The sequence below is a fragment of the Streptomyces sp. NPDC001787 genome (assembly GCF_040297465.1).
Classification (GTDB): domain Bacteria; phylum Actinomycetota; class Actinomycetes; order Streptomycetales; family Streptomycetaceae; genus Streptomyces.
In genome coordinates this window covers 171,075-195,926 of the sequence record NZ_JBEOZE010000007.1, presented here as the reverse complement: position 1 = coordinate 195,926, position 24,852 = coordinate 171,075, and the positions used below count along the sequence as shown (strand labels likewise).

Annotated in this window: 25 protein-coding genes; 7 read left to right on the top strand and 18 right to left on the bottom strand. The window is 70.7% G+C overall.

The window, feature by feature from the left end; all coding sequences use genetic code 11:
• Positions 1-23: 23 nt before the first annotated feature.
• The 4 genes from ABT170_RS12815 to ABT170_RS12800 all read left to right on the top strand — a co-directional run bounded on the left by ABT170_RS12815 (position 24) and on the right by ABT170_RS12800 (position 3,987).
• Positions 24-608, top strand: a complete 585-nt coding sequence (locus ABT170_RS12815; RefSeq protein WP_329945455.1) for a sigma-70 family RNA polymerase sigma factor — start codon at positions 24-26, stop codon at positions 606-608.
• Positions 605-1,369: an anti-sigma factor gene (locus tag ABT170_RS12810; RefSeq protein ID WP_351866489.1), complete on the top strand. Its 765-nt coding sequence runs from the start codon at positions 605-607 to the stop codon at positions 1,367-1,369. Before ABT170_RS12815 ends, ABT170_RS12810 begins: the two co-directional genes overlap by 4 nt.
• A gap of 261 nt (positions 1,370-1,630) precedes the next feature.
• Entirely contained in the window at positions 1,631-3,268 is a 1,638-nt protein-coding gene (locus ABT170_RS12805; RefSeq protein ID WP_502970509.1) for a molybdopterin-dependent oxidoreductase, read from the top strand.
• A gap of 74 nt (positions 3,269-3,342) precedes the next feature.
• Positions 3,343-3,987, top strand: a complete 645-nt coding sequence (locus ABT170_RS12800) for a fasciclin domain-containing protein (protein ID WP_329945457.1) — start codon at positions 3,343-3,345, stop codon at positions 3,985-3,987.
• 123 nt (positions 3,988-4,110) lie between these two features.
• On the opposite strand, the gene ABT170_RS12795 is transcribed toward ABT170_RS12800, so the two are convergent.
• Positions 4,111-4,992, bottom strand: coding sequence for an NAD(P)-dependent oxidoreductase (locus ABT170_RS12795; protein ID WP_351866485.1), 882 nt, complete (start codon positions 4,990-4,992; stop codon positions 4,111-4,113).
• A gap of 378 nt (positions 4,993-5,370) precedes the next feature.
• On the opposite strand from ABT170_RS12795, the gene ABT170_RS12790 reads away from it, so the two are divergent.
• Both ABT170_RS12790 and ABT170_RS12785 read left to right on the top strand, forming a co-directional pair.
• Positions 5,371-5,808, top strand: a complete 438-nt coding sequence (locus tag ABT170_RS12790; RefSeq protein WP_329945459.1) for an SPW repeat protein — start codon at positions 5,371-5,373, stop codon at positions 5,806-5,808.
• Between the two features lie 369 nt (positions 5,809-6,177).
• Positions 6,178-7,290: an LLM class flavin-dependent oxidoreductase gene (locus ABT170_RS12785; protein ID WP_351866482.1), complete on the top strand. Its 1,113-nt coding sequence runs from the start codon at positions 6,178-6,180 to the stop codon at positions 7,288-7,290.
• Between the two features lie 73 nt (positions 7,291-7,363).
• On the opposite strand, the gene ABT170_RS12780 is transcribed toward ABT170_RS12785, so the two are convergent.
• The 12 genes from ABT170_RS12780 to ABT170_RS12725 form a co-directional block, all read right to left on the bottom strand.
• Positions 7,364-10,192, bottom strand: coding sequence for a DEAD/DEAH box helicase (locus tag ABT170_RS12780; RefSeq protein WP_329945461.1), 2,829 nt, complete (start codon positions 10,190-10,192; stop codon positions 7,364-7,366).
• A gap of 61 nt (positions 10,193-10,253) precedes the next feature.
• Entirely contained in the window at positions 10,254-11,144 is an 891-nt protein-coding gene (locus ABT170_RS12775) for a diacylglycerol kinase (protein ID WP_329945462.1), read from the bottom strand.
• Between the two features lie 18 nt (positions 11,145-11,162).
• Entirely contained in the window at positions 11,163-12,128 is a 966-nt protein-coding gene (gene tatC / locus ABT170_RS12770; protein ID WP_329945463.1) for a twin-arginine translocase subunit TatC, read from the bottom strand.
• Between the two features lie 49 nt (positions 12,129-12,177).
• Positions 12,178-12,474: a Sec-independent protein translocase subunit TatA gene (gene tatA / locus ABT170_RS12765; RefSeq protein ID WP_266929331.1), complete on the bottom strand. Its 297-nt coding sequence runs from the start codon at positions 12,472-12,474 to the stop codon at positions 12,178-12,180.
• A gap of 215 nt (positions 12,475-12,689) precedes the next feature.
• The gene (locus tag ABT170_RS12760) at positions 12,690-12,887 is read right to left on the bottom strand and encodes a hypothetical protein (RefSeq protein WP_329945464.1); all 198 of its coding nucleotides are present in this window, start codon (positions 12,885-12,887) and stop codon (positions 12,690-12,692) included.
• A gap of 19 nt (positions 12,888-12,906) precedes the next feature.
• Positions 12,907-13,236, bottom strand: a complete 330-nt coding sequence (locus ABT170_RS12755) for a hypothetical protein (RefSeq protein WP_502970512.1) — start codon at positions 13,234-13,236, stop codon at positions 12,907-12,909.
• A gap of 36 nt (positions 13,237-13,272) precedes the next feature.
• On the bottom strand, positions 13,273-14,229 hold the full coding sequence (locus ABT170_RS12750; protein WP_329945465.1) for a helix-turn-helix transcriptional regulator: 957 nt from the start codon (positions 14,227-14,229) through the stop codon (positions 13,273-13,275).
• 13 nt (positions 14,230-14,242) lie between these two features.
• Positions 14,243-15,196 carry a helix-turn-helix transcriptional regulator gene (locus ABT170_RS12745; protein WP_266929334.1) on the bottom strand — a complete coding sequence of 318 codons (954 nt, stop codon included), beginning with the start codon at positions 15,194-15,196 and terminating at the stop codon, positions 14,243-14,245.
• Between the two features lie 138 nt (positions 15,197-15,334).
• Positions 15,335-15,709, bottom strand: coding sequence for an FKBP-type peptidyl-prolyl cis-trans isomerase (locus ABT170_RS12740; protein ID WP_329945466.1), 375 nt, complete (start codon positions 15,707-15,709; stop codon positions 15,335-15,337).
• 43 nt (positions 15,710-15,752) lie between these two features.
• Positions 15,753-16,691, bottom strand: a complete 939-nt coding sequence (locus tag ABT170_RS12735) for an FKBP-type peptidyl-prolyl cis-trans isomerase (protein WP_329945467.1) — start codon at positions 16,689-16,691, stop codon at positions 15,753-15,755.
• 182 nt (positions 16,692-16,873) lie between these two features.
• A complete protein-coding gene (gene pafA, locus ABT170_RS12730) occupies positions 16,874-18,235 on the bottom strand; it encodes a Pup--protein ligase (protein WP_266929337.1) in 1,362 nt (453 codons plus the stop codon).
• A gap of 9 nt (positions 18,236-18,244) precedes the next feature.
• Positions 18,245-19,504 (bottom strand): MFS transporter, encoded by a 1,260-nt coding sequence (locus ABT170_RS12725; protein ID WP_329945468.1) that lies wholly within the window; start codon positions 19,502-19,504, stop codon positions 18,245-18,247.
• Positions 19,505-19,671: 167 nt separating this feature from the next.
• On the opposite strand from ABT170_RS12725, the gene ABT170_RS12720 reads away from it, so the two are divergent.
• Positions 19,672-20,712: a LacI family DNA-binding transcriptional regulator gene (locus tag ABT170_RS12720; RefSeq protein WP_351866474.1), complete on the top strand. Its 1,041-nt coding sequence runs from the start codon at positions 19,672-19,674 to the stop codon at positions 20,710-20,712.
• 64 nt (positions 20,713-20,776) lie between these two features.
• Here the strand turns inward: ABT170_RS12720 and prcA are convergent, their stop codons facing one another.
• From prcA to dop, 5 genes are all read right to left on the bottom strand, one after another.
• Positions 20,777-21,676 (bottom strand): proteasome subunit alpha, encoded by a 900-nt coding sequence (prcA, locus tag ABT170_RS12715; protein WP_351866471.1) that lies wholly within the window; start codon positions 21,674-21,676, stop codon positions 20,777-20,779.
• Positions 21,677-21,733: 57 nt separating this feature from the next.
• Positions 21,734-22,579 carry a proteasome subunit beta gene (gene prcB / locus ABT170_RS12710; protein ID WP_266929341.1) on the bottom strand — a complete coding sequence of 282 codons (846 nt, stop codon included), beginning with the start codon at positions 22,577-22,579 and terminating at the stop codon, positions 21,734-21,736.
• A complete protein-coding gene (locus tag ABT170_RS12705; RefSeq protein ID WP_329945471.1) occupies positions 22,531-22,776 on the bottom strand; it encodes an endonuclease domain-containing protein in 246 nt (81 codons plus the stop codon). Before ABT170_RS12705 ends, prcB begins: the two co-directional genes overlap by 49 nt.
• 101 nt (positions 22,777-22,877) lie before the next feature.
• Positions 22,878-23,096: a ubiquitin-like protein Pup gene (locus ABT170_RS12700; RefSeq protein WP_073729588.1), complete on the bottom strand. Its 219-nt coding sequence runs from the start codon at positions 23,094-23,096 to the stop codon at positions 22,878-22,880.
• A 120-nt stretch (positions 23,097-23,216) separates the two neighbouring features.
• Complete coding sequence (gene dop, locus ABT170_RS12695; protein ID WP_329945472.1) at positions 23,217-24,728, bottom strand: depupylase/deamidase Dop; 1,512 nt, start codon at positions 24,726-24,728, stop codon at positions 23,217-23,219.
• Positions 24,729-24,852 lie beyond the last annotated feature (124 nt).

The following is a 24,852-nucleotide window of genomic DNA, read 5'->3' as shown; positions in this document are numbered from 1 at the left end:
GAGCATCCCAGGAGGAACCCCGCGTGAAGGAAGCCGTACACATCAGCGGAGCACCCGTGCCGGGGCCCGATCTCCAGGAGCTCCTGGTCCTGGTCGCCACGGGTGACCAGGACGCCTTCGCCGAGGTGTACGACGCGGTCTGCGGACCGGTCCTCGGGCTGGTGCGCAGCGTGCTCCGTGATCCCGCCCAGTCCGAGGAGGTGGCCCAGGAAGTGCTGGTGGAGGTGTGGCGGACCGCGCCCCGCTTCCGGGCCTCCCGGGGCAGCGCGATGAACTGGGTACTGACCCTCGCCCACCGGCGGGCGGTGGACCGGGTCCGCTCGGCGGAGGCCTCGGCGGCCAGGGAACACCGGGCCGCGCTGCTGGACCGTACGCCCGCCTTCGACGAGGTCACCGAGCAGGTCGAGACACGGCTGGAGCGGGAACAGGTCCGGCGCTGTCTGCGCAACCTCTCCGAACTCCAGCGCCAGTCGGTGAACCTGGCCTACTACCGGGGCCTGACCTACCGTGAGGTCGCGGAACTCCTGCGCGTACCGCTGGGCACCATCAAGACACGGCTGCGGGACGGGCTGATCCGGCTGCGCGACTGCCTGGGGGTGAGCGCGTGAGCGCCGCCGACCTGCACACCCTGACCGGGGCCTATGCCCTGCACGCTCTGCCGGAGTCCGAGCGCCGTGAGTTCGAGCGGCATCTGCACGACTGCGCGGCCTGTGCCCAGGAGGTACGGGAGCTGTCGGCGACCGCCGCCCGGCTCGGTCTCGCCGCGGCACGGACACCGCCGGCCGAACTGCGCGCCCGCGTGCTGCGGGAGATCACGGCCGTCCGGCAGGAGCCGCCCGCCCGCGGCCACGGCGGCCCGGCCCGTACCGGCCGCGCCGATGCCGGTGCCCGCACCCGCCGCCGGCTGACGTTCGCGCTGGCCGCCTGTGCCGCGGCCGCCGCCGCCCTCGGCGGAATCGCCGTGTGGCAGGGCCGGCTGGCACAGGACGCCCGGCAGGAGGCCGACCTCTCGCGGCAGCGGGGCGAGCTGCTGGCCCAGGTGCTTTCCGCACCGGACGCGAGGAGCCGTTCGGGGGAGCTGGCCGGGGGCGCCCGGGGCACGGTCGTCGTCTCGGCGAGCCGCGATCACGCGGTGTTCCTGTCCTCCGGGATGACCCCGCCGCCCGGCGGCAAGGTGTACCAGCTGTGGTTCGACGACAACGGCACCATGCGGTCCGCCGGACTGATGGACCCCTCCGCCACCGACGGGGCGGTCCTGCTGGACGGGCCGGTCGGCCGGGCGTCCGGCATGGGCATCACCGTCGAACCGGCCGGCGGGTCCGAGGAACCGACGTCGGCTCCCCTGGCCGTGATGGCGTTCCCCACCTGAGGCGCTGCGGGTGATCCGCCGGGCCGGGCTGAGCCGTGCCGGGCCGCGCCGTGTTGTGTTGTGTCAGGCCGTGTAGGCCCGGGGCGTGTTGTGCCGTGTTGTGCCGTGCCGGGAGGCTGTGCACCCTGATCGGGTCCGGCCTCCGGGCGCCGCCCCGCACGGACGCGCCCTCGATTCCCCTCCGGGGACCACGCGGACCGGCGGCTCTTCGGCCGCCCCCCGAACGGGTGAATGACCAATCCGCAGCCGGTTCCGTGCCGAATGCATGGTGTGAGACCACATCAGAACGATCCGCCGCCGCGCGGTTCCACCGGATCCCGGAGGTCCCGCTGGACGCGCGCCGCGCTCGCCGCGCTCAGCGGTCTGATCGCCGGGTTCTGCGCCCTGGGCGTCGCCGAACTGGTCGCAGCCGCCGTACGCCCCGAGGCGGGTCCGGTCACGGCGGTGGGCGGAGCGGTCATCGACCGCACTCCCCCGGCGCTGAAGGACTTCGCCGTACGGAACTTCGGCACCGCCGACAAAGTGGTGCTCCAACTGGGCATCCTCACGCTGCTGGCGCTCTTCGCCCTGGCGGTGGGGGTGCTCGCGCTGCGGCACCGGCGGACCGGCTCGGCGGCGGTTCTGGTCTTCGGCGCGGTCGGGGCGGTGGCGGCGGCCGGACGACCGGAGGGCGGGCCCGGCGACGCGCTTCCTTCGGTGGTCGGTGCCGTGGTGGCCGCGGGAGTGCTGTATCTCCTGGTCGGACGGCTCGCCCCGGTACCGGGGCGGTCCCCCGCGGCAGGGGATCCGGACAAGGATGCGCGGGGCACCTTCGACCGTCGCGGTTTCGTGATCGCGGCGACCGCCGCGGCGGCGGCCTCGGCCGGTGCGGGCCTGGTGGGACGTCGGCTCACCGCGTCCGTGCAGGCCGGGGCCGCCGCTTCCCGCCGTGAGGTGGTCCTCCCCGTACCGGACTCGGCGGCGCCCGCCGTGCCGCGCGGCGCGGACCTGGGAATCCGGGGCGTGAGCTCGTTCATCACCCCGAACAAGAGCTTCTACCGGGTGGACACCGCCCTGGTGGTCCCACAGATCGACGCCGGCGGATGGCGGCTGCGGATCCACGGCAGGGGCGTCAGCCGTCCCCTCACCGTCGGATTCCACGATCTGCTGGAGCGGGAGATCGTCGAGCGCGACATCACGCTGGCCTGCGTGTCCAACGAGGTCGGTGGACCGTACATCGGCAATGCCCGCTGGATCGGCGTGCGGCTGGCCGACCTGCTGCGCGAGGCCGGGGTGAAGCCGCCGTCGCAGGGCGGACCCGCCGACCAGATCGTGGCGCGGTCGGTGGACGGCATGACGATCGGTACGCCGGTCGAGGACGTCATGGACGGGCGCGACGCGCTCCTCGCGCTCGGCATGAACGGCGAACCGCTGCCCTTCGCGCACGGCTTCCCCGTCCGGATGCTCGTCCCCGGCCTGTACGGCTATGTGTCCGCCTGCAAGTGGATCCAGGACATCGAGCTGACGACGTTCGACGACTACGACGCCTACTGGGTCAAGCGCAGCTGGTCGCGCCGGGCGCCCGTCAAGACCCAGTCACGCATCGACACCCCACGCCCGTTCGCCTCCCCGGGGCCGGGCACGGTGCCGGTCGCCGGAGTCGCCTGGGCCCAGCACCGGGGCATCGCCCGGGTGGAGGTCCGGGTGGACGGCGGCGCCTGGCACACCGCCCGGCTCGGTGCGCAGGACGGCCTGGACACCTGGCGCCAGTGGGTGTGGGAATGGCCGGCCACCTCCGGCCATCACACCCTTGAGGTCCGCGCGACGGACCGTACCGGCGTCACCCAGACCGGCGAACGGGCCGGCACCGTCCCCGACGGAGCGACCGGCTGGCATTCGGTGGTGGTCGACGTGCCCTGATCCCCCGTCACCCACCGCACAGGACCGGTACCGGTCCCCGAGCGATCACTCATATCCCGATCCAGGAGAACACCATGAACGCCCTGCACTTCCGCCGCGCCGCCCTCGCCGTGTCCGCCGCGGCCATTCTTCCGCTGGCCCTGACGGCCTGCTCCTCCGACGACTCCAAGGACTCCGCGTCCGGGTCCCGGCCGGGCGCCGCGTCGACTCCTGCCGCGCCCGACGGGGACTCCTTGAACAAGGACGAGCCGTTCGGCCCGGGATGCGCCTCGGTGCCGGAGGACGGCGCGGGCTCGTTCGCGGGCATGGCGAAGGACCCGGTCGCCACGGCCGCCTCGAACAACCCGGACCTCGCCACCCTGGTCACCGCCGTCGGGCAGGCGGGCCTGGCCGACACCCTGAACAACGCGCAGAACATCACGGTGTTCGCGCCGACCAACGAAGCCTTCGCCAAGATCCCGAAGGCGGACCTGGACAAGCTGCTGGCGGACAAGGCCGCGCTGACCAAGGTGCTCACCTACCACGTGGTGGGGCAGAAGCTGACGCCGGAGCAGCTGGAGAAGGGGACCTTCGACACGCTGGCGAAGAGCACGCTGACGGCATCCGGCTCGGGTGCGACGTACACCGTGAACGACTCCTCGAAGGTCGTCTGCGGCGGTGTTCCGACGGCCAACGCGACGGTCTACATCGTCGACACGGTCCTGATGCCCCCGAAGTAACCGGCGGGCCGGGACGGCGAGATACGTGGGGCGGGCGGCCGGGCGGTGAGGTGCCCGGCCGCCCAGCCCCCGGCCCGCCCGGCCGCCCAGCCGCGCAGCCCCCCGGCCGCGCAGCCTCCCGGCTCAAGCGTCGAAGCTCGCGAAGTATCCGGCGGCCATGTCCTCGGCTCCGTGGCCCTGTTCGGAGGCCCGGCGGAACCGCTCCGCGCCCGCCCGCACCGTGTCCATGCGGACACCGGCCCGCTCCGCCGCCTCCAGCACCAGCAACGCGTCCTTGCGCGCGTTGTCCACCGTGAAACTGGGGGTGAAGTCGCCGTCGAGGATCGCGGCCGACTTCGACCGGAAGTAGCCGTTGTCCATCGGGCCGCCCAGGACGACATCGCGGAAGTGCGCGGGGTCGACACCGAGCCCCTCGGCCAGCGCCAGGGCCTCACCGACCCCGTGGGTCAGGGCCAGCACCCAGGTGTTGAGGACGAGTTTCAGACGGCTGGCCGCCCCGGACGCACCGTCCTCACCGACCCAGACGGTACGGCTTCCGATGGTGTCGAAGACCGGCTGCACGACGGGGCGTACCGCGGGGTCGCCCGCAGCCAGCACCACCAACTGCCCCTGCTCGGCGGGCAGCCGGGTGCCCTGGACCGGCGCGTCGACAAGGACGAGTCCGCGTTCACGGGCGAGATCCGCCAGATCGTCGACGGCCGCGCCGACGGTGCTGAGCTGGATCCAGACCGTCCCCGGCGCCGGCGCGGCGGCCTCGATCGCCTCCCGGACGGCGGCGCCGTCCCTGAGCACGGTGAGCACGACACCGGCCCCCGCGACGGCCTCGGCCGGTGACGCGGCGACACGCACCCCGTCACCGGCCAGCGCCTCCGCCTTGCCCCGGGTGCGATTCCATACCCGCAGGACGAAGCCCCCACGGGCCAGGTTGCGGGCGATCGGCGCGCCCATGGTGCCGGTGCCCAGTACCGCGACGACGGCCGGTGACGGGGGGAGGGGATCGGTCATGGTGGCGGCTCCTCGGCGCGGAACGGTCGGACGGCGCGCAACACACTCCATCCTGCCCGGCCCGGCGGCCCGCGCATCCCGGAATCCGCGGAGCGGGCGCCGCACCGTCCTGACCGGACACCCCCGGGAAGGAGCCGTCGCACATGTCGCTGCCCGGGTACGGGGGCCGGTGGCGTGGGCCGGGTGCCGTGGGCCGCGGATCTCGTGTCGCCGGTCCGGCGGCCGGACGGGGCGGGGCCGCCGCAGTGCATCCGGAACAGTCATAGCCAAATAAATCTACACATAAGGGCTGGATAAGAGCATCATGGGAGAGCAGGCACATTCCGCGCACTCCATGCACAGCGGTCGGGCCTGCAGGACCGAAGGAGACGAAAACTCATGAGCAACGTCTCGCACACCGGGCATGACCTGGCTGGTCACCCCGATGTCTCCGAAATGCGCGACCGGTACGACCGCATGCTCGGCGGCCGTGATGTGGCGCTGGTGGACGGACCGGCATTCCTCGTCGGTCTGTACTGCGCCGTCTCGCCGTGGGTGCTCCACTTCACGGCGAGCCAGCCCGCACTCGTGACGCACAACCTCGTGATGGGTATCGCCATCGCCGTACTGGCCCTGGGATTCTCCGTCATGCCGGAGCGCATGTACGGCCTGAGCTGGGCCATGTGCGCCATGGGCGCCTGGATCATCGTGTCGACCTGGGTCGTGGGCAGCAGCCCGGACACCGGGGTCATCATCAACAACGTCGTCGTCGGTGGGCTGACCGTCCTGCTGGGACTGATCTGCGCGGGGACGGCGGCGAAGAGCCGCAGGACCTGACCGAGCGGTATCACGGGCGGGGACACATCGTGGCCGCGAGCCCGGCCGACGGGCCGCGGTCACCCCCCGTTCCGTCCCCTGTTCCGCCCCCGTCTTCCCTCCCCGCACCCCCTTTCCACTCTCCGGGTTCCGCCCCCGTCTCCCTCCCCCGCTCCGACCGTTCCGTACGGCAGGAGCTCCCGGCCCATGGTTGACGCGACGCCAACACGCCTGTTCCACTGGGCGGATGCGCCCTCAGCTGCGGCTGGTCACCCGTGACCACATCGACTTCGGTCGAGTGTGGTCCGCCTCGTGTCGTCCCTGACCGCTCCACGTCACGGCATTCCCCGACACGGCAGTTTCCAGCACAGCACGAGATGAGGCCTTGCCATGCCCGTCGAGTTCCTCGGCATCGCGGCGACCAACGAAGGTTCCGAAGTGACTTCCCGCTCCGGGGCGTCCTTCGACAAGGAGTACACCCTCAGACTGGCCCGCGCCCACCAGGACTACGGCTGGGACCGGGTGCTGTTCGCCTACGGCTCCGGCTCCCCCGACCCGTCCCCCGCCGCCGCCTACATCGCGGCCCGTACCGAGACCCTGCAGATCCTGGTGGCCCACCGCCCCAACGTCTCGTACCCCACCTTCGCGGCGAAGACCTTCGCGACCCTGGACCGGATCAGCGACGGACGTCTCGCCGTGCACTTCATCACCGGCGGGAACGACCACGAGCAGCGGCGCGAGGGCGACTTCCTCACGAAGGACGAGCGCTACGCCCGCACCCGCGAGGCCATCCAGATCATCAAGAAGGCATGGACCTCGCACGAACCCTTCGACCACGAAGGCACGCACTACCGGTTCAACGACTTCGTGAGCGACACCTTCCCCGTCCAACAGCCGCACCCGCGCGTCTCGTTCGGCGGATCATCACCCGCGGCCTACGCGGCCGGCGGCGCCGAGGCCGATATCTACTGCCTCTGGGGCGAACCGCTCGCCGAGACCGCCGAACAGATCGAGTCGGTGAAGGCGGCGGCCAGGGCCGCGGGCCGCACCGACACCCCCAGGATCCAGGTCGCGTTCCGCCCGGTCATCGCGCCGACCGAGGAACTGGCCTGGGAGAAGGCGCACCGCACGCTCGACCGCATCAAGGCCCGCAGGGCGGGCGCCCCGCCGGCCCGCCGCCACCCGCTGACGAACCCCGAGAACTCGGGTTCGCAGCGGCTGCTCCGGGTGGCCGCACGGAGCGAGCGCCACGACCGGGCCCTGTGGACCCCCACCGCCGCCGAGACAGGTGGCGCGGGCAACTCGACGGCTCTGGTGGGCACCCCGGAAACGGTGGCGCAGGCGCTGCTCGACTACTACGACCTGGGAGTGGAGATCCTCTCCGCCCGCGGCTACGACCTGCTGGACGACGCCATCGACTTCGGCCGGCAGGTCATCCCGATCGTCCGCGAGGAAGTGGCCAAGCGCGACGCGTCCCGGCAGGCGGACCGGCCCGCCCCGTGACCGCCCCCGAGGCGGCGAACGCGTAAGGGGGCGGGCGAGGAGGAGTCCTCCCCGCCCGCCCCCTTCTCACGCCTCATCCCACGGAGCTGTACGCCACCACGCCGCGCAGCACCGCGTCCACGGCCTTGCGCGCGTTCTTCGCCACCGAGCTCCCGTCCCGGGGAGCCGCTGCCGCCACCTGCCCCAGCACATCGATGACCTGCTTGCACCACCGTACGAAGTCCCCGGCCGGCATCTCCGCCTCGCGCAGCACCTCGTCCAGCGTGCGTCCGGAGGCCCACATGTAGACCGCCCAGGCGAACCCGAGGTCGGGCTCGCGCTGCCCGACCCCCTCGGTCTGGTTGATCTTGAAGTCCTCCTCCACGGCGTCGAGCCGGCCCCAGATACGGACCATCTCACCCATGGCGGTCTTCGCGGGACCGGACGGCAGCTTGGGCGCCACCGCATCGTCCGCCTGCCGCGCCTCGTACACCAACGCCGAGACGCACGCGGCGAGTTCGGCCGGGTTCAGGCCCTCCCAGACGCCCTCGCGCAGACATTCGCTGGCCAGCAGGTCCAGCTCGCCGTAGAGCCGGGCGAGCCGTCTGCCGTTGTCGGTGACCTCGTTGCCCCGGAGGTAGTCCAACTCTGTGAGGAGTGCGACGATCCGGTCGAAGGTCCGGGCGATGGTGTTCGTCCGCCCCTCGATCCGGTGCTCCAGCTGCCGGGTGTCACGCTGCAGGCGGTGATACCGCTCGGCCCACCGCGCGTGGTCCTCGCGCTCGTCGCACCCGTGGCAGGGGTGGGCGCGCAGTTCGGTGCGCAGCCGGGTGATCTCCCGGTCGTCGGCCGCCGCGGCCCGCTGCTTGCGGTGCCGCTCCGGCGCGATGTGCCCGGCCTTCGACCGCAGCGCGGACGCCAGGTCGCGACGCGACTGCGGCGAGCGCGGATTGAACGACTTCGGGACGCGCATCCGCTCCAGCGCCTCCACCGGCACCGGGAAGTCGATCGATGCCAGCCGCTTCACCTGCCGCTCGGCGGTCAGCACCAGCGGGCGCGGACCGTCGTGGTGGTCGAATCCCCGGTGCCCGTTGGCCCGGCCGGCCGGCAGCCCCGGGTCCAGCACCAGGGCGAGGCCCGCGAACTTGCCCGTCGGCACATGGATGACGTCACCGGGCTTCAGCTTCTCCAGGGACGACGCCGCGGCGGCACGCCGCTGCGCGGCCCCCTGCTTGGCCAGTTCCGTCTCCCGGTCCTTGAGGTCGCGCCGCATCCGCGCGTATTCCTCGAAGTCACCGAGGTGGCACGTCATGCCCTCCCGGTAGCCTTCCAGGCCCTCCTCGTTCCGCTGGACCTGCCGGGAGATCCCGACGACGGACCGGTCGGCCTGGAACTGGGCGAAGGAGGTCTCCAGCAACTCGCGCGAACGGTGCCGCCCGAACTGCTGCACCAGGTTCACCGCCATGTTGTACGAGGGGCGGAAGCTGGAGCGCAGCGGATACGTACGCGTGCCGGCCAGGCCCGCCAGCGCGGTCGGGTCCATGCCCCGCTGCCACAGGACCACCGCGTGGCCCTCGACGTCGATGCCCCGGCGCCCGGCGCGGCCGGTGAGCTGGGTGTACTCGCCGGGGGTGATGTCGGCGTGCTGCTCGCCGTTCCACTTGACGAGCTTCTCCAGCACCACCGAGCGCGCGGGCATGTTGATGCCGAGGGCCAGCGTCTCCGTGGCGAAGACCGCCTTGACGAGGCCGCGCACGAACAGCTCCTCGACGACCTCCTTGAAGGTCGGCAGCATGCCGGCGTGGTGCGCGGCGATGCCCCGCTCCAGCCCTTCGAGCCACTCGTAGTACCCGAGGACCTGGAGGTCCTCGCCGGGGATGGACGCGGTCCGCTCCTCGACGATCTCCCTGACCAGGCGGCGCTTGTCCTCGTCGTTGAGCCGGAGTCCGGCGTGCAGACACTGCTGCACGGCGGCCTCGCAGCCGGCCCTGCTGAAGATGAACGTGATCGCGGGCAGGAGCCCTTCGGCGTCCAGCCGGTCGATGACCTCGGGCCGTCCGGGTGTCCAGATCCGGCTGCGCTGGCGCCGCTCGCGCTCGCGGTCGGCCTCGCGCACCATCTTGCCGCGACGGCGCTCGCGCGGGTTGTACCCGCGCTGGTTCTCCATCCGGGCGAGCCGGACGAGGTCGGGGTTGACCTCGCGGCGTCCGGCGCCGCGACCGCCGTGGTCGGTCTCCTCCTCGAAGAGGTCGTACATCCTGCGCCCGGCCATGACGTGCTGCCAGAGCGGCACGGGCCGGTGCTCGGAGACGATCACCGCGGTGTCGCCCCGGACGGTGTCCAGCCAGTCGCCGAACTCCTCCGCGTTGGACACGGTCGCCGACAGGGAGACCAGGGTCACCGACTCCGGCAGGTGAATGATCACTTCCTCCCACACCGCGCCCCGGAAGCGGTCGGAGAGGTAGTGCACCTCGTCCATCACCACATAGCCGAGTCCGGTCAGGGACTGGGAGCCCGCGTACAGCATGTTCCGCAGGACCTCGGTGGTCATGACGACCACGGGTGCCTCGGAGTTGACGCTGTTGTCCCCGGTCAGCAGGCCGACCTTGTCCGCGCCGTAGCGCTTGACCAGGTCGGCGAACTTCTGGTTGGACAGCGCCTTGATGGGCGTGGTGTAGAAGCACTTGCGGCCCTGCTCCAGAGCCAGGTGCACGGCGAACTCGCCGACGATCGTCTTGCCCGACCCGGTGGGGGCCGCGACCAGCACCCCCTTGCCCGCCTCCAGGGCCTGGCAGGCCTCGATCTGGAACGGGTCCAGTCCGAATTCGTACATCTCGCGGAAGGGCCCGAGGGCCGTGGCCTGCTCGGCCGCACGGACCCGAGAAGCCTGGTATCGCTCAGCTGGTGAGAGGTCCTCTGTCATCTTGATACGAGCCTACCCGCCACCTCCGACAGTCGGCCCGATCTTTAATTCACCCCGTATCTCACCCGGTCAGCACCCTGACCGCACCCGGCACGCAGGTGGCCGTGAGCGGCAGCGCTCCCATCGGCTCACCGTCCGCGTACGCGGTGATACCGGCGGCGGCGAGCTCGATCGAGGAGACCCGGTGCACGGTGACCTTCGGGTGGCTGAGATGCGTTCCCCGGTAGACCTGTGGAAACACCTTCAGCAGGGTGGCCCGGCTGCAGTCCCCGACCACGGTCACGTCGAACAGCCCGTCGTCCATCACGGCGTCGGCACAGATCCGCATCCCGCCGCCGTAGGTGGTCCCGTTGCCCACCGCGATCAGCGTCGCCTCGATCTCCCGTACCTCGCCGCCGTCCAGCCGGATCCGGTACGGGATCGGGCGGAAGGCGGCCAGTTCGGCGAGGATCGCGAGGTCGTACTTGAACCGCCCGCCGACCCAGCGCATCCGGTTGCCCCGGTCGTTCACCCGTGAATCGAAGCCGGAGGCGAGCACCGAGCCGAACCACCGCCCGCCGGCCCGTCCGAGGTCCGTCTCGCGCACTCCCCCGGACTTGAGTGCCCCGGCGGCGAGCCGGCCGGCGGCCGCCGGGTCCCTCACCGGCAGGCCCAGTGCGCGGGCGAAGTCGTTGCCGGTGCCGACCGCGACGACACCGAGGGGTGTGGTGGTCCCGGCGACGGCCTGGAGGGCGAGGGACATCAGGCCGTCCCCGCCGACGGCTATCAGCGCCCCGGTCCCGGCGGCCACGGCCTCCCGTGCGCGGCCCAGGGCGTCGTCGGCGTCCTCGCCGAGAACCGTACGGACGGAGAATCCGGCGTCCCGCAACGCGGAAGCGGCCGGCTGCGCGGCGTGCGCGCCCCGGCCGCTTCCCGCGGTGGGATTGACGAAAAGGGTGATCTCGCTGGTCACCCGCCGGACCCTACAAGGTCAGGTGATGTCGTCGTAACCGTTCAGCCGATGTGTGTCCTTGCGGCCGGACTCCCCGGAAGCCTGCTCCGGCAGGGCCCTGCGCGAGGCGGACACGCTCTCCACTCCTCCGACGTCCTCGGGAGTGAGGTCGAGCTCGGAGGCCTCGTCGTCGTCGAGATCGGCGTCGGGGTTGTTGCGCCTTCTGCGCTTGTCGTTCAACAGGGAGAAGCCGACCGCGACGAAGTACAGCAGCGCGAGCGGCCCGGCGAGCAGCAGCATGGACACCGGCTCACCGCCGGGGGTCGCGATGGCGGCGAAGGCGGTGAGCCCCACGATCATGCCGCGCCACCAGGTGAGCATCCGCTTGCCGGAGACGACGCCCGTCATGTTCAGCGCGACGAGCAGCAGCGGCAGCTCGAAGGCCAGGCCGAAGACGACCACCATGCGGGTGATCAGGTCGAGGAAGTCGTCGAGGGGCAGCAGGTTCTTCACGTTGTCCGGTGTGAACCCGAGCATGATCTCGGCGGTCTGCGGAAGAATCGCGTACGCGAGGTAGGCCCCGCCGATGAACAGGGGCACACCTGCCACGACGAAGGCGACGGCGTACCGCTTCTCCTGGCTGTGCAGGCCCGGGGCGACGAAGGCCCACAGCTGGTAGAGCCACACCGGGGTCGCCACCAGCACACCCGCCATCAGCGCCACCTTCAGGGCGATGGTGAAGGGGGACAGCAGACCGTTGGTGGTCATTTCGGCGCATGGCCGGCCGTTGACCATGGTGACGGCGCCGTTCTTGCAGCCGACCGAGTCCAGGATCGGCTCCATCAGGAACTCGAAGATCTCCTTCTGGAAGAACGCTGCCACGATCACCGCGATCACGACGGCCAGTACCGACTTCAGCAGCCGGTTACGCAGCTCACGCAGGTGATCGAGGAGGGGCATCCGCCCCTCGTCGTCCTTCTCCTGCTTGCGGGCAGACTTGAGCAACCCACTTCCCTCGTCTCGTGCAGCGGCTGTCGCCGGAACGCGTCAGCTGTCAGCTCTGGGTGGTGGGCTTGGCCTCGCTGACCGGGCGGGAGCTGGTGACGTCTCCCGGAGCGGCCTGGATGGTGCGCGCGGTGGTGGACTGCGGCGGGGTCTGGTCCGCGACGGTCTCCGTCGTGGGGGCCGCGGGCTCCGCGTCGTCCTTCTTCATCGCCTTGGCCTCGCTCTTGAGGATGCGGGCCGACTTGCCGAGCGAGCGCGCCATGTCGGGAAGCTTCTTGGCACCGAAGAGCAGCAGGATGACAGCGATGATCAGAACGATCTCGAGGGGCTTCAGATTGCCGATCATGGGCGACTTCCTTCTCACTGAGGCGACTGGAGGTGGGCTCGCTACCCGTTCGGCAGGACATACGTCCGACCTGTGCGCTGGCAGCGATCGTAACCCGCAGGGGTAAACGTGAGGCAATGCCTGTGCATACTCCCGATTGCGGCCCGCACCTCCCTGCCTGGGCCGACTCCAGCAGCGTACCCCCCGAAGTGGAGAAACATCAGGCCGCGGCCCTGCTATCGCAGGGCATCCCCGGTGGCGGCGAGGTCGGTCGCCGCTCGTTCGAGGTCCTCGGCCGCTCGGTTGATGCGCTGTGTGGTGGCGGACACCTGACGCCCCAGCCGCTGCGCTTCGACGAAGACCTTGACGGCCAGGACGCCGAGCACGGCGATGCCCAGGAATCCCAGGGCGATGGCGAGCATGGGCCAGAACATGCGGCGGAGCCTCTTCTTCCTACAGGGCGGTGTGCAGGCGCAGCGTGGAAACGCCGCCGCCGGTGAGGAGTTCGATGATGCGTTCCCCGGCGGGCTTGCGGACGGCGGCGCCGCACTCCGGGCAGGTGAACGAATAGAACGTGGTACGGGGACCGGCGCCGATCACCAGGCGCAGGCCGCCCGCGGCCAGTTCGAAGCGCCCCTGGCAGTCCGGGCAGGAGGCACGGAAGCGCACGGCGGCGGGTACGGGTTCGGGGACCGGGCCGGGGACGTGCCCCTGCGCCCGCCCCTGTCCCGGTGTCCGTCCCGGCCCGGGGACCGGGTACGGCAGCACCGTGACGCGGGACATCACAGACATCTGGTCCATCGCTCCTCCGGCCGCCGCTCAGGCCACGCCGTCGTAGGCGGCGAGCGCCTCGCGGGCCGCCCGCCGCGCACTGTCCGCCAGCTCCGGCGGGGCGACGATGCGCCCCTCCCCGCCCAGGCGCAGGGCGAGTCTGCGCAGCGAGGCGGGGTCCGGGGTCCGGAGCGTGATGCGCATCCCGCCGTCGGGAAGTTCCTCCGCGCTGTCGTGCGGGTAGTACTCGGCGACCCACCGGCCGCCGGGGCCCACCTCGATGACGACCTCCGGGTCCTGTGCCGAGGGCTGCACCAGCCCCTCCGACAGATCGCGCAGTTCCAGCTCCGGCGGCGCGGCCGGTGCGTCGAGCAGCCTGATCTCGGCGACCCGGTCCAGCCGGAAGGTGCGCCGGGCCTCGGAGAGCCGGCACCAGCCCTCCATGTAGGTGTGCCCGACCGCGAACAGCCGGATCGGGTCCACCTCGCGCTCGGTCAGTTCGTCGCGGGCGGGCGAGTAGTAGCGCAGCCAGAGCCGGCGCCGCTCGGAGATGGCCCGGTCGACATCGGCGAAGACCCCGCCCTCCGCCTCGAAGGTCACCGAGAGCCGGGAGCTCGCGGCCCCCACCTCACCGGCGGCCGTCTCCAGCTTGGCGGTCGCCCGTACCAGCGCCAGCCGGTCGCTCTCGCGCAGTCCGGGCAGGGTCGCCACGGCGCGCGCCGCGACGAGCAGCGCGGTGGCCTCGTCGGCGGCGAGCCGCAGCGGCGCGGCCACGTCGTCGGGGTTGTGCCACCAGATGCGGTCACCGTCGGTGTCGATGTCCAGCAGGTCACCGCCCCGGAAGCTGGTCCCGCACATCGGGAGCACATCGAGGTCCGAGATCAGCTCGTCCTCGGTGATCCCGAAGGCCCGTGCCACGTCCTGCACGTGCGCGCCGGGGCGCTCGCGCAGATACGTCACCAGGGAGAGCATCCGGCGGGTCTGGTCGATCGCGTTCGTGGCCATCGGTACGGGTCCCCTAGTCCTTGGCCACGGCGCGCAGCCGGTCCACCACATCGGCCCGCAGATCGGCGGGCTCCTCCACGACGACGTCCGGGCCGAACTCGACGAGCCAGGCGTCCAGGCCGTGCCCGTACGGAATCTCCAGCTCGTCCCACCCGCCGCCCAGGTCCCGGACCGATATCGCGCGTGAGCGCAGCGGGTATCCGGAACCGGCGCGCAGCCTGATCCGGGCGGTCCTGGTCGCGGTCTCCCCCGCCCAGCTCTCGACGGTCTCGCGCACCGTCACGACATCGGGCACCTCGGCCGTGAAGGCGCCGGACCTGGAGCGGACCCGGCCGGTGATCCGGGAGAGCCGGAACACCCGCTCGGCCCCCCGGTCCCGGTCCCACCCGGCCAGGTACCAGTGCCCGCGCCAGCACTCCAGGGTCCAGGGCTCGACCTGTCGCTGTCCGGGGCGGGCGGAGTTCGCCTTGCGGTAGTCGAAGGTGACCGGGCGGCGGTCCCGGCAGGCCAGCATCAGCGGCTCGAAGGCCGCCTCATGGACCGGAATGCGGGGTTCGAGGGCGCTGTGCACCTCGTACGCGTCCTCCGCCTCGGGCATGCCCGCGGCCCGCAGCTTCTGCAGCGCGCCGCTCGCGGCCCCGGCGAGCCGGGCCTGCTGCCACACCTTGGCGGCGAGCCCCAGCGCCGCGGCCTCCTCGGCGTCCAGCGTGATGGGCGGGAGCCGGTTGCTGTCGCGGCGCGCGAGATATCCGGTGTCGCCGTCCAGGTTCTCCACGGTCTCGATGATCAGACCGAGTTCCCGCAGATCGTCCTTGTCGCGCTCGAACATCCGGTTGAAGGAGTCGTCGGAGCCGGCTTCCAGGTAGGCCTCGATGGAGCCGCGGAGCTCACGCTTGCTGAGCGGGCGCCTGGTTCCCAGCAGGCACAGCGCCAGGTTCATCAGCCGCTCGGCCTTGGCAATCGCCATCGACGCCCTTTCTCTACGTGCTATGACCGTCGACCGTACCGCCCCCGCGTGTCCGGACAAAAGCGAGGGCCTCCGGCTGGACAGAGCGAGGGCCCATGCCGTACGGCATGGGCCCTGTGCTCACGTCCGGTGGACGGATCAGACTCCGACCAGGTCGCAGACGAAGATCAGCGTCTCGCCGGGGGCGATGCGACCGCCGCCGGCGCCGCTGTTGCCGTAGGCGAGGGCGGCGGGGATGGTCAGCTGGCGACGGCCGCCGACCTTCATGCCCTGGACGCCCTGGTCCCAGCCGGAGATGACCTGTCCGGCGCCGAGCTGGAACCGCAGCGGGGTGCCGCGGTTCCAGGAGGCGTCGAACTCCTCGCCGGTGGAGAAGGCCACACCCACGTAGTGGACGGAGACAGTGTCGCCGGCCTTGGCGACGGCGCCGTCGCCCTCCCAGATGTCCTTGATCTCCAGGTCGACCGGCGGCTCGCCACCCGGGAAGTCGATCTCGGGCTTCTCGATGCTCACTGAACTGCTCCTCTAAATGATGAACTGGGCAACCGGGACAGTCTTACATCTTTGCCAGGAGGTCCACGGCGAAGACCAGCGTGGAGTTGGCGGGGATGCTCTGCTGCGCCTTGTCGCCGAACGCCTGGTCCGGCGGGATGACGAGCAGCACGCGGCTGCCGACCTTCTTGTCGATCAGACCGTCCTTCAGCCCCTTGAGGGTGATCTGGGCCAGCGGGAAGGTCTGGGTCTTGCCCTGGGTGTAGGTGCTGTCGAACTCCTTGCCACCCTTCCACAGGAGACCGACGTAGTTCACGACGACACTGTCGCTCTCCTTGATGACCGCGCCGTCGGACTCCAGGATGTAGTTGGAGACCAGCTTCTTCGGCGGATCGCTCTTGGGGATCGTGACGGTCGGTGCCTTGCCGTCGGTCTTGGTGCCGACCTTCGGCAGGTCGATGTTGTCCTGGGCGACCTCGCTGCCCTTGGCGGAGGCGGGGATCTGCGTCGCCTTCAGGACATCGACGACGAAGACGAGGGTGGCGTTGGGCTTGATGTCGCCCTGGCCCTGCTCGCCGTAACCGAGCTCGGGGGGGATGACCAGCTGGACGCGGCTGCCGACCTTCTGACCGACCAGGCCCTTGTCCCAGCCCTGGATGACCATTCCGGCGCCGAGCGTCAGGTCGAACGGCGTCTTGCGGTCGAAGCTGTTGTCGAACGGCTTGGTGGAGTCCCACGACTGACCGAGATAGTTGACCTGGATCGCGTCGCCGTTCTTGAGCTTCGCGCCGTCACCCTCACTGATGACCTCGGTCTTCAGTTCCTTGGGCGGATCACCCTTCCCCTTGGCGAGGGTGGGCTTCTCGCCGAACTTCGCACCCGCGGTGATCGCGGGCATTCCGTTCTTCGACGAGGCGGAGTCGGAGGCCTTGTCGTCACTGCCGCATGCCGCTGTCGACAGCAGCAGGAGGGGGACGACGAGAAGGCCGGCAAGTCGGCGCACTGGTTCCTCAGATCTCAGGGGGCACGGTAGTTGGGTCCCGGACACTCTAAGGGCTGCTCCGTAATCCCTGGCGGGCGCGCGAGAGATTCCGGGACAGCCTTTGGGCCGTGCGGAGGACCCCGTACGAGAAACGTACGGGGCCCTGGTCACGCGACGGGCCGGGGCGCGTCCTGGCCGTCGGCTCACATACCCGCGATCAGCTTCTCCACTCGGTCGTCCACGGAACGGAACGGGTCCTTGCACAACACCGTGCGCTGTGCCTGGTCGTTGAGCTTGAGGTGTACCCAGTCGACGGTGAAGTCCCGCCGCTGCTCCTGTGCCCTGCGGATGAAGTCACCGCGGAGCCGCGCCCGGGTGGTCTGCGGGGGCACCGATTTGCCCTCGAAGATCTTCAGGTCGTCGCAGATGCGGGCGACCTGCCCCTTGCGCTCCAGGAGGTAGTAGAGCCCGCGGCGCCGGTGGATGTCGTGATACGCGAGGTCTATCTGGGCGACCCGCGGATTCGACATGGTCATGTTGTGCTTGGCGCGGTACCGCTCGATGAGCTTGTACTTCATCACCCAGTCGATCTCGGTACCGATCCGGTCGAGGTCCTCGGCCTCGACGGCGTCGAGCGTACGGCCCCACAGTTCCAGGACCTGGTCGACGGTGCCGGTCCGGATGCCCCGGCGCTCGACGAAGTCGACGGCCTTCTCGTAGTACTCCCGCTGGATCTCGATGGCGGAGGCCTCACGGCCGCTGGCCAGGCGCACCTTGCGCCGCCCCGTGATGTCGTGGCTGACCTCGCGGATCGCCCGGATCGGGTTCTCCAGGGTCAGGTCCCGCATCACGGTGCCCGCCTCGATCATGCGGAGCACCAGGTCGGTCGCGCCGACCTTGAGCAGCATCGTCGTCTCGGACATGTTCGAGTCACCCACGATCACGTGGAGGCGGCGGTACCGCTCCGCGTCCGCGTGGGGTTCGTCCCGGGTGTTGATGATCGGGCGCGAGCGGGTCGTCGCGGAGCTGACGCCCTCCCAGATGTGTTCGGCGCGCTGGCTGACGCAGTAGACCGCTCCGCGCGGCGTCTGGAGCACCTTGCCGGCACCGCAGATCAGCTGCCTCGTGACGAGGAACGGAATGAGGATGTCCGCGAGCCGGGAGAATTCTCCGTGCCGGGCCACGAGGTAGTTCTCATGACATCCGTAGGAGTTTCCCGCCGAGTCGGTGTTGTTCTTGAAGAGATAGACGTCGCCCGCGATTCCCTCCTCGTGCAGGCGGCGTTCGGCGTCGACGAGCAGACCTTCCAGAATGCGCTCGCCGGCCTTGTCGTGCGTGACCAGTTCGGTCACATTGTCGCATTCGGGGGTTGCATATTCCGGATGCGATCCCACGTCGAGGTAGAGGCGGGCGCCGTTCCGCAGAAAGACATTGCTGCTGCGGCCCCATGACACAACACGGCGGAAGAGGTAGCGCGCCACTTCGTCAGGTGACAGTCGGCGCTGTCCCCTGAACGTGCACGTGACGCCGTACTCGTTCTCCAGCCCGAAAATGCGGCGGTCCATGACTGAACATTACGCCTTATGGCCTGAGCTGAAACCGGGTTCGACGGCACCGTTTCGATCATTTTCCGATCCCGCCACGACAGCGGGCGTACGCCCGGGAACTGCGAGGACCCTCCCGGTGGCCAGGAGCACCAGCAGCGCGGCCACCCCGCCGGCCCCCGCCACCGCGAAGCTCCACGCCGTTCCGCCGAGCTCGACGGCCGGGCCCGCCGCGGCGGTTCCGGCGGCGGCACCTACGCCGAACGTGGTGACGAGCCAGGAGAACGCCTCGGTCACCGTGCCGCGCGGCGCGTGCCGGTCCACGACGATGAACGAGCAGGCGATCGCCGGGGCCAGGAACACCCCGGCGAGGGCGGCCAGCGCCGTCATCACGGGCACCGAGGGGGTCAGCGTCAACGGCAGGTAGCCCAGCGCCAGCAGGGCGAGTATCACCCGCAGCCGCCGCTCCGGCGCGCCGGCCCACTGCCGCGCCCCGTACGCCGCGCCGCCGATCAGCGCGCCGAGGCCGAGGGCGGCCATCAGCCAGCCGTACACGGATTCGCTGCCGTGGTCGTCGGCGTAGGCCACTCCCGCCACGGTGATCGAGCCCATCGCCAGACCGACGAAGAAGAAGGAGCCGAGCAGCGCGAGCAGTCCGGGCGAGCGCAGGGCGCCCAGCCAGTGCGCCTCGCGCGGCGCCGAGCGCCAGGCCCGGGAGGGCTCCGAGAGGACCACGGACAGGGCCCCGACGACTCCTATCGCGTTGATGACGAGGAGCGCGGCGGCGGGCGACCACAGGGAGACGAGCACGGTCACCAGGAGCGGGCCCACGGTGAACATCACCTCCTGGGCCACGGCGTCCATGGCGTACGCCCGGTGCACCCGGTCCTCACGCCCCAGGACGGTGGGCCACAGGGCCCGCAGTCCGCCCTCCAGCGGCGGCGTGAAGACCCCGGCGACGACCACGGCGAGGTAGGCCAGCGGCAGTGTGCCGAGGCCGGTCAGCGCGAGCAGGGCCATGCCGAGCGCGGAGAGCACCGAGGCGGGGAACTGGATGCGCGGCTGCCCGTAGAGGTCGACGGCCCGGCCCAGCAGCGGCTGCCCGACGGCCGTCGCGAGACCGTACACGGCGGCGAGGACACCCGCCTGGGTGTAGCTGCCGCCCTCGGCGCGGGTGAACATGACGATCGCGATGTGGGCGGTGGCGTTCGGCAGCCGCCCCACCAGAGTGCCCGTCAGCAGCCGGGCGGCGTGCCGCGCCCGGAGGATTTCCAGATATCCCGCGGCCATGTCCGTCCCTCTCCCCCGGCCCGGCTTCCGCCGCGCGGGAGTTTTACGTATAACGTCGAGGCCCATACGTACCATGTCGGCAGTCGGCGGGTCCACCTCTCGGCACCCCGGGATCTCGCGGCACACCACCCCGATCACCCCCGCACCACCCCGCACGGAGGCCCCGAGTGACCAGCGCACAGCAGCCCGTCCCGCCACGGCCCACCAGCCGCGACGTGGCACGGGCCGCAGGGGTCTCCCAGGCCACCGTCTCCCTCGTCCTCGGCGACAAGTGGCGCGGCCGGGTGTCGCAGGCCACGGCCCAGCGCGTACGGGAGTGCGCCGGGGAGCTGGGCTACCGGCCCAACCTCGCCGCCCGCAGCCTCCGTCTCGGCCGCACCCGGACCGCCCTGCTCGTGGTCCCCGCGCTCACCAACGAGTTCTTCGCCCGCGTCTACACCGGCGCCGCCGCCGTGGCCGCCGAGCACGGCTTCGGCGTCGTGCTCTATCCCTCTCCCGACGGGACCGGCCCGGCGCGGGACCCCTTCGCCTCCGCGCAGGCGGCGCTCGACGGAGTGATCGCCTCCTCCATGGCGTCCGATGCCCTCGGTGCGCTGCACGGCGCGGAGCTGCCGCTGGTGATGCTGGACAGCGATCCGGCCGGCCCGGAGGCCGCCGCGCATGTGAACCTCGACATCGCCGACGGGATGCGCCAGGTGACGGAGCATCTGCTGGCCCTCGGACACCGCCGGTTCGTCCATGTCGCGTCCGCCGTCGACACCTGGACCTTCGCGGTCCGGGCCCGGGCGCTGCACGACGCGCTGCGGGACGTTCCGGACGCCGCCGTCCGCACCGTCCGGGCCTCCCTGGACGTACGGGCGGGGCACGAGGCCACCGCGCGGGCACTGGCCGCTCCGGGGCCCCGGCCCACCGCGGTCGTCTGCGACGACGACGTGCTGGCCGCCGGTGCCTGCAAGGCGGTCCGCCGGATCGGGCTGCGGGTACCGGACGACATCTCGGTCACCGGCTTCGACGACCTGGCACTGGCCACCGCCGTGGAACCGGAGCTCACCACCGTCCAGCTGCCCGCCGAGCAGGTCGGCGAGCGGGGCATGGCGGCACTGCTCGCCGTCCTGGACGGCCGCCCGGCCGAGCGGGGCAGCCTGCCCGTCCGGCTGGTGGAACGCGGCTCCACCGCACCGCCGTCCGCCGTCGCCGCCCTGTCATGACGGTGTCCCGGCCCACCGCGAGGACGGCGGACCGGGACACGGAGACGCACGGTGACGGAAGGGGCTATCCCTCCGAGGACCCCGACGCGTCCGAGGACCCCGAGGAATCCGGAGCGTCCGTGTCCGCGGCCGAACCGCCGGACTTCCCCGCGCCGGACTCCGTGGACCCCGACTCCGCGGAACCGGCCGACTCCGCCGGGGCGTCGGGGGAATCGGCGTCCTCGGTGTCGGACGGGGCGTCCGTCGGGGTGCTCCCCGCCGCGTCGTCCGCGCCCAGCAGACGCGTCAGCTGCCGCCCGACGATGCGCTTGAACTTGCGCTGCTGCGGCCTCGTACGGTCCAGGACCGCGACCTCCAGCCGCTCCGCGGGAATCTCCCGCTCGCCGCCGTTCGGCTCCCGGGACAGTGCCTGGACGGCCAGCTTCAGAGCCTCCGCGAGCGTCATGCCGTCACGGTGGCGCTGGTCCAGGAAGCCGCCGATCTGCTCCGCGTTGCCGCCGACCGCGACCGAGCCGTGCTCGTCCACGATCGAGCCGTCGTGCGGCAGCCGGTAGATCTGGTCGCCGTCGGGCGCGGAACCGACCTCGGCGACCACCAGCTCCACCTCGTACGGCTTCTCGGCCGCACTGGAGAAGATGGTGCCCAGCGTCTGCGCGTAGACGTTGGCCAGCCCACGGGCCGTCACATCGTCGCGGTCGTAGGTGTATCCGCGCAGATCGGCGTAGCGCACGCCGCCGATGCGGAGGTTCTCGTACTCGTTGTACTTGCCGGCCGCGGCGAAGCCGATCCGGTCGTAGATCTCGCTGAACTTGTGCAGCGCACGGGACGGGTTCTCGCCGACGAACACAATGCCGTCGGCGTACTGCAGCACAACCAGGCTGCGACCGCGTGCGATGCCCTTCCGGGCGTATTCCGCCCGGTCGGCCATGGCCTGCTGGGGTGAGACATAGAACGGCGTCGACACCGGCTATCCGTCCCTTTCTGTCAGTGACGAGTGCATCGGAGAGGTCTCAGGACCCGGTCAGAGCAGCGCGGCGCGCGGGCCGTCGGGCTGTTCCAGACGCCGCTCCAGGATCGAGCGCGCGATCTCGGCGGACTCCTGGTCCGTCAGCCTCCGGAAGCCTTCGTCGGTGATGACGGTGACGATCGGGTAGATCCGGCGGGCCACGTCCGGGCCTCCGGTCGCCGAGTCGTCGTCGGCGGCGTCGTACAGCGCCTGTACGACCAGGGTGAGAGCCTGCTCCTCCGTCAGGTCCTCGCGGTAGAGCTTCTTCATCGAGCCGCGGGCGAAGATCGAGCCGGAACCGGTCGCCGCGTAGCCGTGCTCCTCGGAGCGTCCGCCGGTGACGTCGTACGAGAAGATCCGGCCCCGCTCGCGGTCGACGTCGAAGCCGGCGAAGAGCGGCACGACGGCGAGGCCCTGCATGGCCATGGCCAGATTGCTGCGGATCATGGTGGAGAGCCGGTTGGCCTTGCCCTCCAGGGAGAGCTGGGCGCCCTCGACCTTCTCGAAGTGCTCCAGCTCCAGCTGGAAGAGCTTGACCATCTCCACGGCCAGGCCGGCCGTGCCGGCGATACCGACCGCCGAGTACTCGTCGGCGGGGAAGACCTTCTCGATGTCGCGCTGCGCGATCATGTTGCCCATGGTGGCGCGCCGGTCACCGGCCAGTACGACTCCGCCGGGGAACGACGCCGCGACGATGGTCGTGCCGTGCGGCGCCTCGATGGCTCCCTGCAGAGGCGGCAGATTCCGGTTGCCCGGGAGCATCTGGGGCGACTGGTCGGACAGGAAGTCCATGAACGAGGACGAACCCGGCGTCAGGAAGGCAGCTGGTAGACGCCCGGTGCTACGAGTGTTGGCTTCCACGCGTTTCCCTCCAGGTATGCGATGGCCCTGCGCAAGGTGTCAGGATCATCCCCCAACTTGCCGATGGCCGAATTGCAGTTGCAGCACATTACGCCACGGACCCTACCCGCCCCGTGACGGTGATCCACCTGTTCGGCGGGAGTAGCGGGATGTGACCGTGCGGCCGTGCACGGGGGAAAGGCCGGCCTTCGCGGCACGGGCGGCCGCCCCGTTCCCCCGGGCCGTTGCGCCGGACCGTGCCCCGGACCGTTTCCGGCCCGGGGCGCCCGGCTCACATCCGAGCGTTCACATCCGTGAACTACTGTCCGCCCTTTTGCACGAAGGACCTGACGAAGTCCTCGGCGTTCTCCTCCAGGACGTCGTCGATCTCGTCCAGTACCGAGTCGACGTCGTCGCTCAGCTTCTCCTGGCGCTCCTTGAGGTCCTCGGACGCCTGCGCGTCCTGCGCCTGCTCCTCGGCCTCCTCGGTGGAACGTGTCGCCTTCTGCTGTCCGCCGCCGGTGTCCTTGGTCGCCATGTAGCTCACCCCGCTCGGTTCGAAGCACTTGATCAGACCCTACCCATGGGGTCCGACATTGGCCCGGTACTTGTCTCAACGTCCGGAGGTCATCTGAATGATTCCCAGCCGGGAGAGCTTTCAGCCGCCCGACAGCACCCGGACCAGCTCTTCCGCCGTGCGGCAGCGGTCCAGGAGCTCCTTGACGTGCTCGCGCGTCCCGCGCAGCGGCTCCATCGTGGGAACCCGTTGCAGCGAGTCACGGTCCGGCAGATCGAAGATGACCGAGTCCCAGGAGGCTGCGGCGACGTCGTCCGCGTACTGCTCCAGGCACCGGCCGCGGAAATAGGCCCTGGTGTCCTCGGGGGGCTTCGTGCGCGCCCTGGCGACCTCGTTCTCGTCCAGCAGCCGCTTCATCCTGCCGCGGGCCACCAGACGGTTGTACAGCCCCTTCTCCGCCCGTACGTCGGCGTACTGGAGGTCCACCAGATGCAGACGGGGAGCGTCCCACTCCAGGCTGTCGCGGCGGCGGTAGCCCTCCATCAGCTCCCGCTTCGCGACCCAGTCCAGCTCCCCGGCCAGGCTCATCGGGTCGTTCTCCAGCCGGTTGAGGGTGTCCTCCCAGCGGAGCAGGATGTCCTTGGTCTGTTCGTCGGCGTCGGCGCCGTAGCGCTCCTCGACGTACTTGCGGCCCAGCTCGAAGTACTCCATCTGCAGCTGGACAGCGGTGAGTGTCCGGCCGCTGCGGAGCGTGATCAGCTGCTTCAGGGACGGGTCGTGCGAGACCTGGTGCAGGGTGCGTACGGGCTGGTCGACGGCGAGGTCGACGTTGATGAAGCCGTCCTCGATCATGGAGAGGACCAGGGCCGTGGTGCCGAGCTTCAGATAGGTCGAGATCTCCGAGAGGTTCGCGTCACCGATGATCACATGGAGGCGGCGGTACTTCTCCGCGTCCGAGTGCGGCTCGTCCCGGGTGTTGATGATGGGGCGCTTGAGTGTGGTCTCCAGCCCCACCTCGACCTCGAAGTAGTCCGACCGCTGGCTGATCTGGAAGCCGTGCTCATGGCCGTCCTGGCCGATGCCGACCCGGCCCGCGCCGGTGACGACCTGCCGGGAGACGAAGAACGGGGTCAGATGGCGCACGATGTCCGAGAACGGGGTCTCCCGGTGCATCAGGTAGTTCTCGTGCGTGCCGTAGGAGGCACCCTTGTTGTCGGTGTTGTTCTTGTAGAGGTGGATCGGCTGGGCACCGGGAATCGCCGCGGCCCGTTCGGCGGCCTCGGCCATGATGCGCTCGCCGGCCTTGTCCCACAGGACCGCGTCGCGGGGATTGGTGATCTCGGGTGAGCTGTATTCGGGGTGCGCGTGGTCGACGTACAGCCGGGCACCGTTGGTGAGGATCACATTGGCGAGGCCGATGTCCTCGTCGGTGAGCTGGCTGGAGTCGGCGGTTTCCCGGGCGAGGTCGAAGCCTCGCGCGTCGCGCAGCGGATTCTCCTCCTCGAAGTCCCAGCGGGCGCGCCGCGCCCGGTGCATCGCCGCCGCGTAGGCGTTGACGATCTGGGACGAGGTGAGCATGGCATTGGCGTTGGGATGGCCGGGGACGGAGATTCCGTACTCCGTCTCGATGCCCATTACTCGCCGTACGGTCATGCGGCCCTCCTTGCCCGGCGCCGTTCCCCTCCGGGACGACGCTCAAGTACCGCTGCTTGTCCGGTGTGCGTATGCGGTGCCCGTCCCCGCACTGCGCGTCTCGGCGGTACCGCAGAGCCTAGAG

Excerpts from the sequence above, each read along its gene's own strand:
- ABT170_RS12805 (WP_502970509.1), top strand. The coding sequence starts at position 1,631 with ATGCATGGTGTGAGACCACATCAGAACGATCCGCCGCCGCGCGGTTCC.
- ABT170_RS12800 (WP_329945457.1), top strand. The coding sequence starts at position 3,343 with ATGAACGCCCTGCACTTCCGCCGCGCCGCCCTCGCCGTGTCCGCCGCG.
- ABT170_RS12795 (WP_351866485.1), bottom strand. The coding sequence starts at position 4,992 with ATGACCGATCCCCTCCCCCCGTCACCGGCCGTCGTCGCGGTACTGGGC.
- ABT170_RS12790 (WP_329945459.1), top strand. The coding sequence starts at position 5,371 with ATGAGCAACGTCTCGCACACCGGGCATGACCTGGCTGGTCACCCCGAT.
- ABT170_RS12785 (WP_351866482.1), top strand. The coding sequence starts at position 6,178 with ATGCCCGTCGAGTTCCTCGGCATCGCGGCGACCAACGAAGGTTCCGAA.
- ABT170_RS12780 (WP_329945461.1), bottom strand. The coding sequence starts at position 10,192 with ATGACAGAGGACCTCTCACCAGCTGAGCGATACCAGGCTTCTCGGGTC.
- tatA (WP_266929331.1), bottom strand. The coding sequence starts at position 12,474 with ATGATCGGCAATCTGAAGCCCCTCGAGATCGTTCTGATCATCGCTGTC.
- ABT170_RS12760 (WP_329945464.1), bottom strand. The coding sequence starts at position 12,887 with ATGTTCTGGCCCATGCTCGCCATCGCCCTGGGATTCCTGGGCATCGCC.
- ABT170_RS12755 (WP_502970512.1), bottom strand. The coding sequence starts at position 13,236 with ATGTCCCGCGTCACGGTGCTGCCGTACCCGGTCCCCGGGCCGGGACGG.
- ABT170_RS12750 (WP_329945465.1), bottom strand. The coding sequence starts at position 14,229 with ATGGCCACGAACGCGATCGACCAGACCCGCCGGATGCTCTCCCTGGTG.
- ABT170_RS12745 (WP_266929334.1), bottom strand. The coding sequence starts at position 15,196 with ATGGCGATTGCCAAGGCCGAGCGGCTGATGAACCTGGCGCTGTGCCTG.
- pafA (WP_266929337.1), bottom strand. The coding sequence starts at position 18,235 with ATGGACCGCCGCATTTTCGGGCTGGAGAACGAGTACGGCGTCACGTGC.
- ABT170_RS12725 (WP_329945468.1), bottom strand. The coding sequence starts at position 19,504 with ATGGCCGCGGGATATCTGGAAATCCTCCGGGCGCGGCACGCCGCCCGG.
- ABT170_RS12700 (WP_073729588.1), bottom strand. The coding sequence starts at position 23,096 with ATGGCGACCAAGGACACCGGCGGCGGACAGCAGAAGGCGACACGTTCC.
- dop (WP_329945472.1), bottom strand. The coding sequence starts at position 24,728 with ATGACCGTACGGCGAGTAATGGGCATCGAGACGGAGTACGGAATCTCC.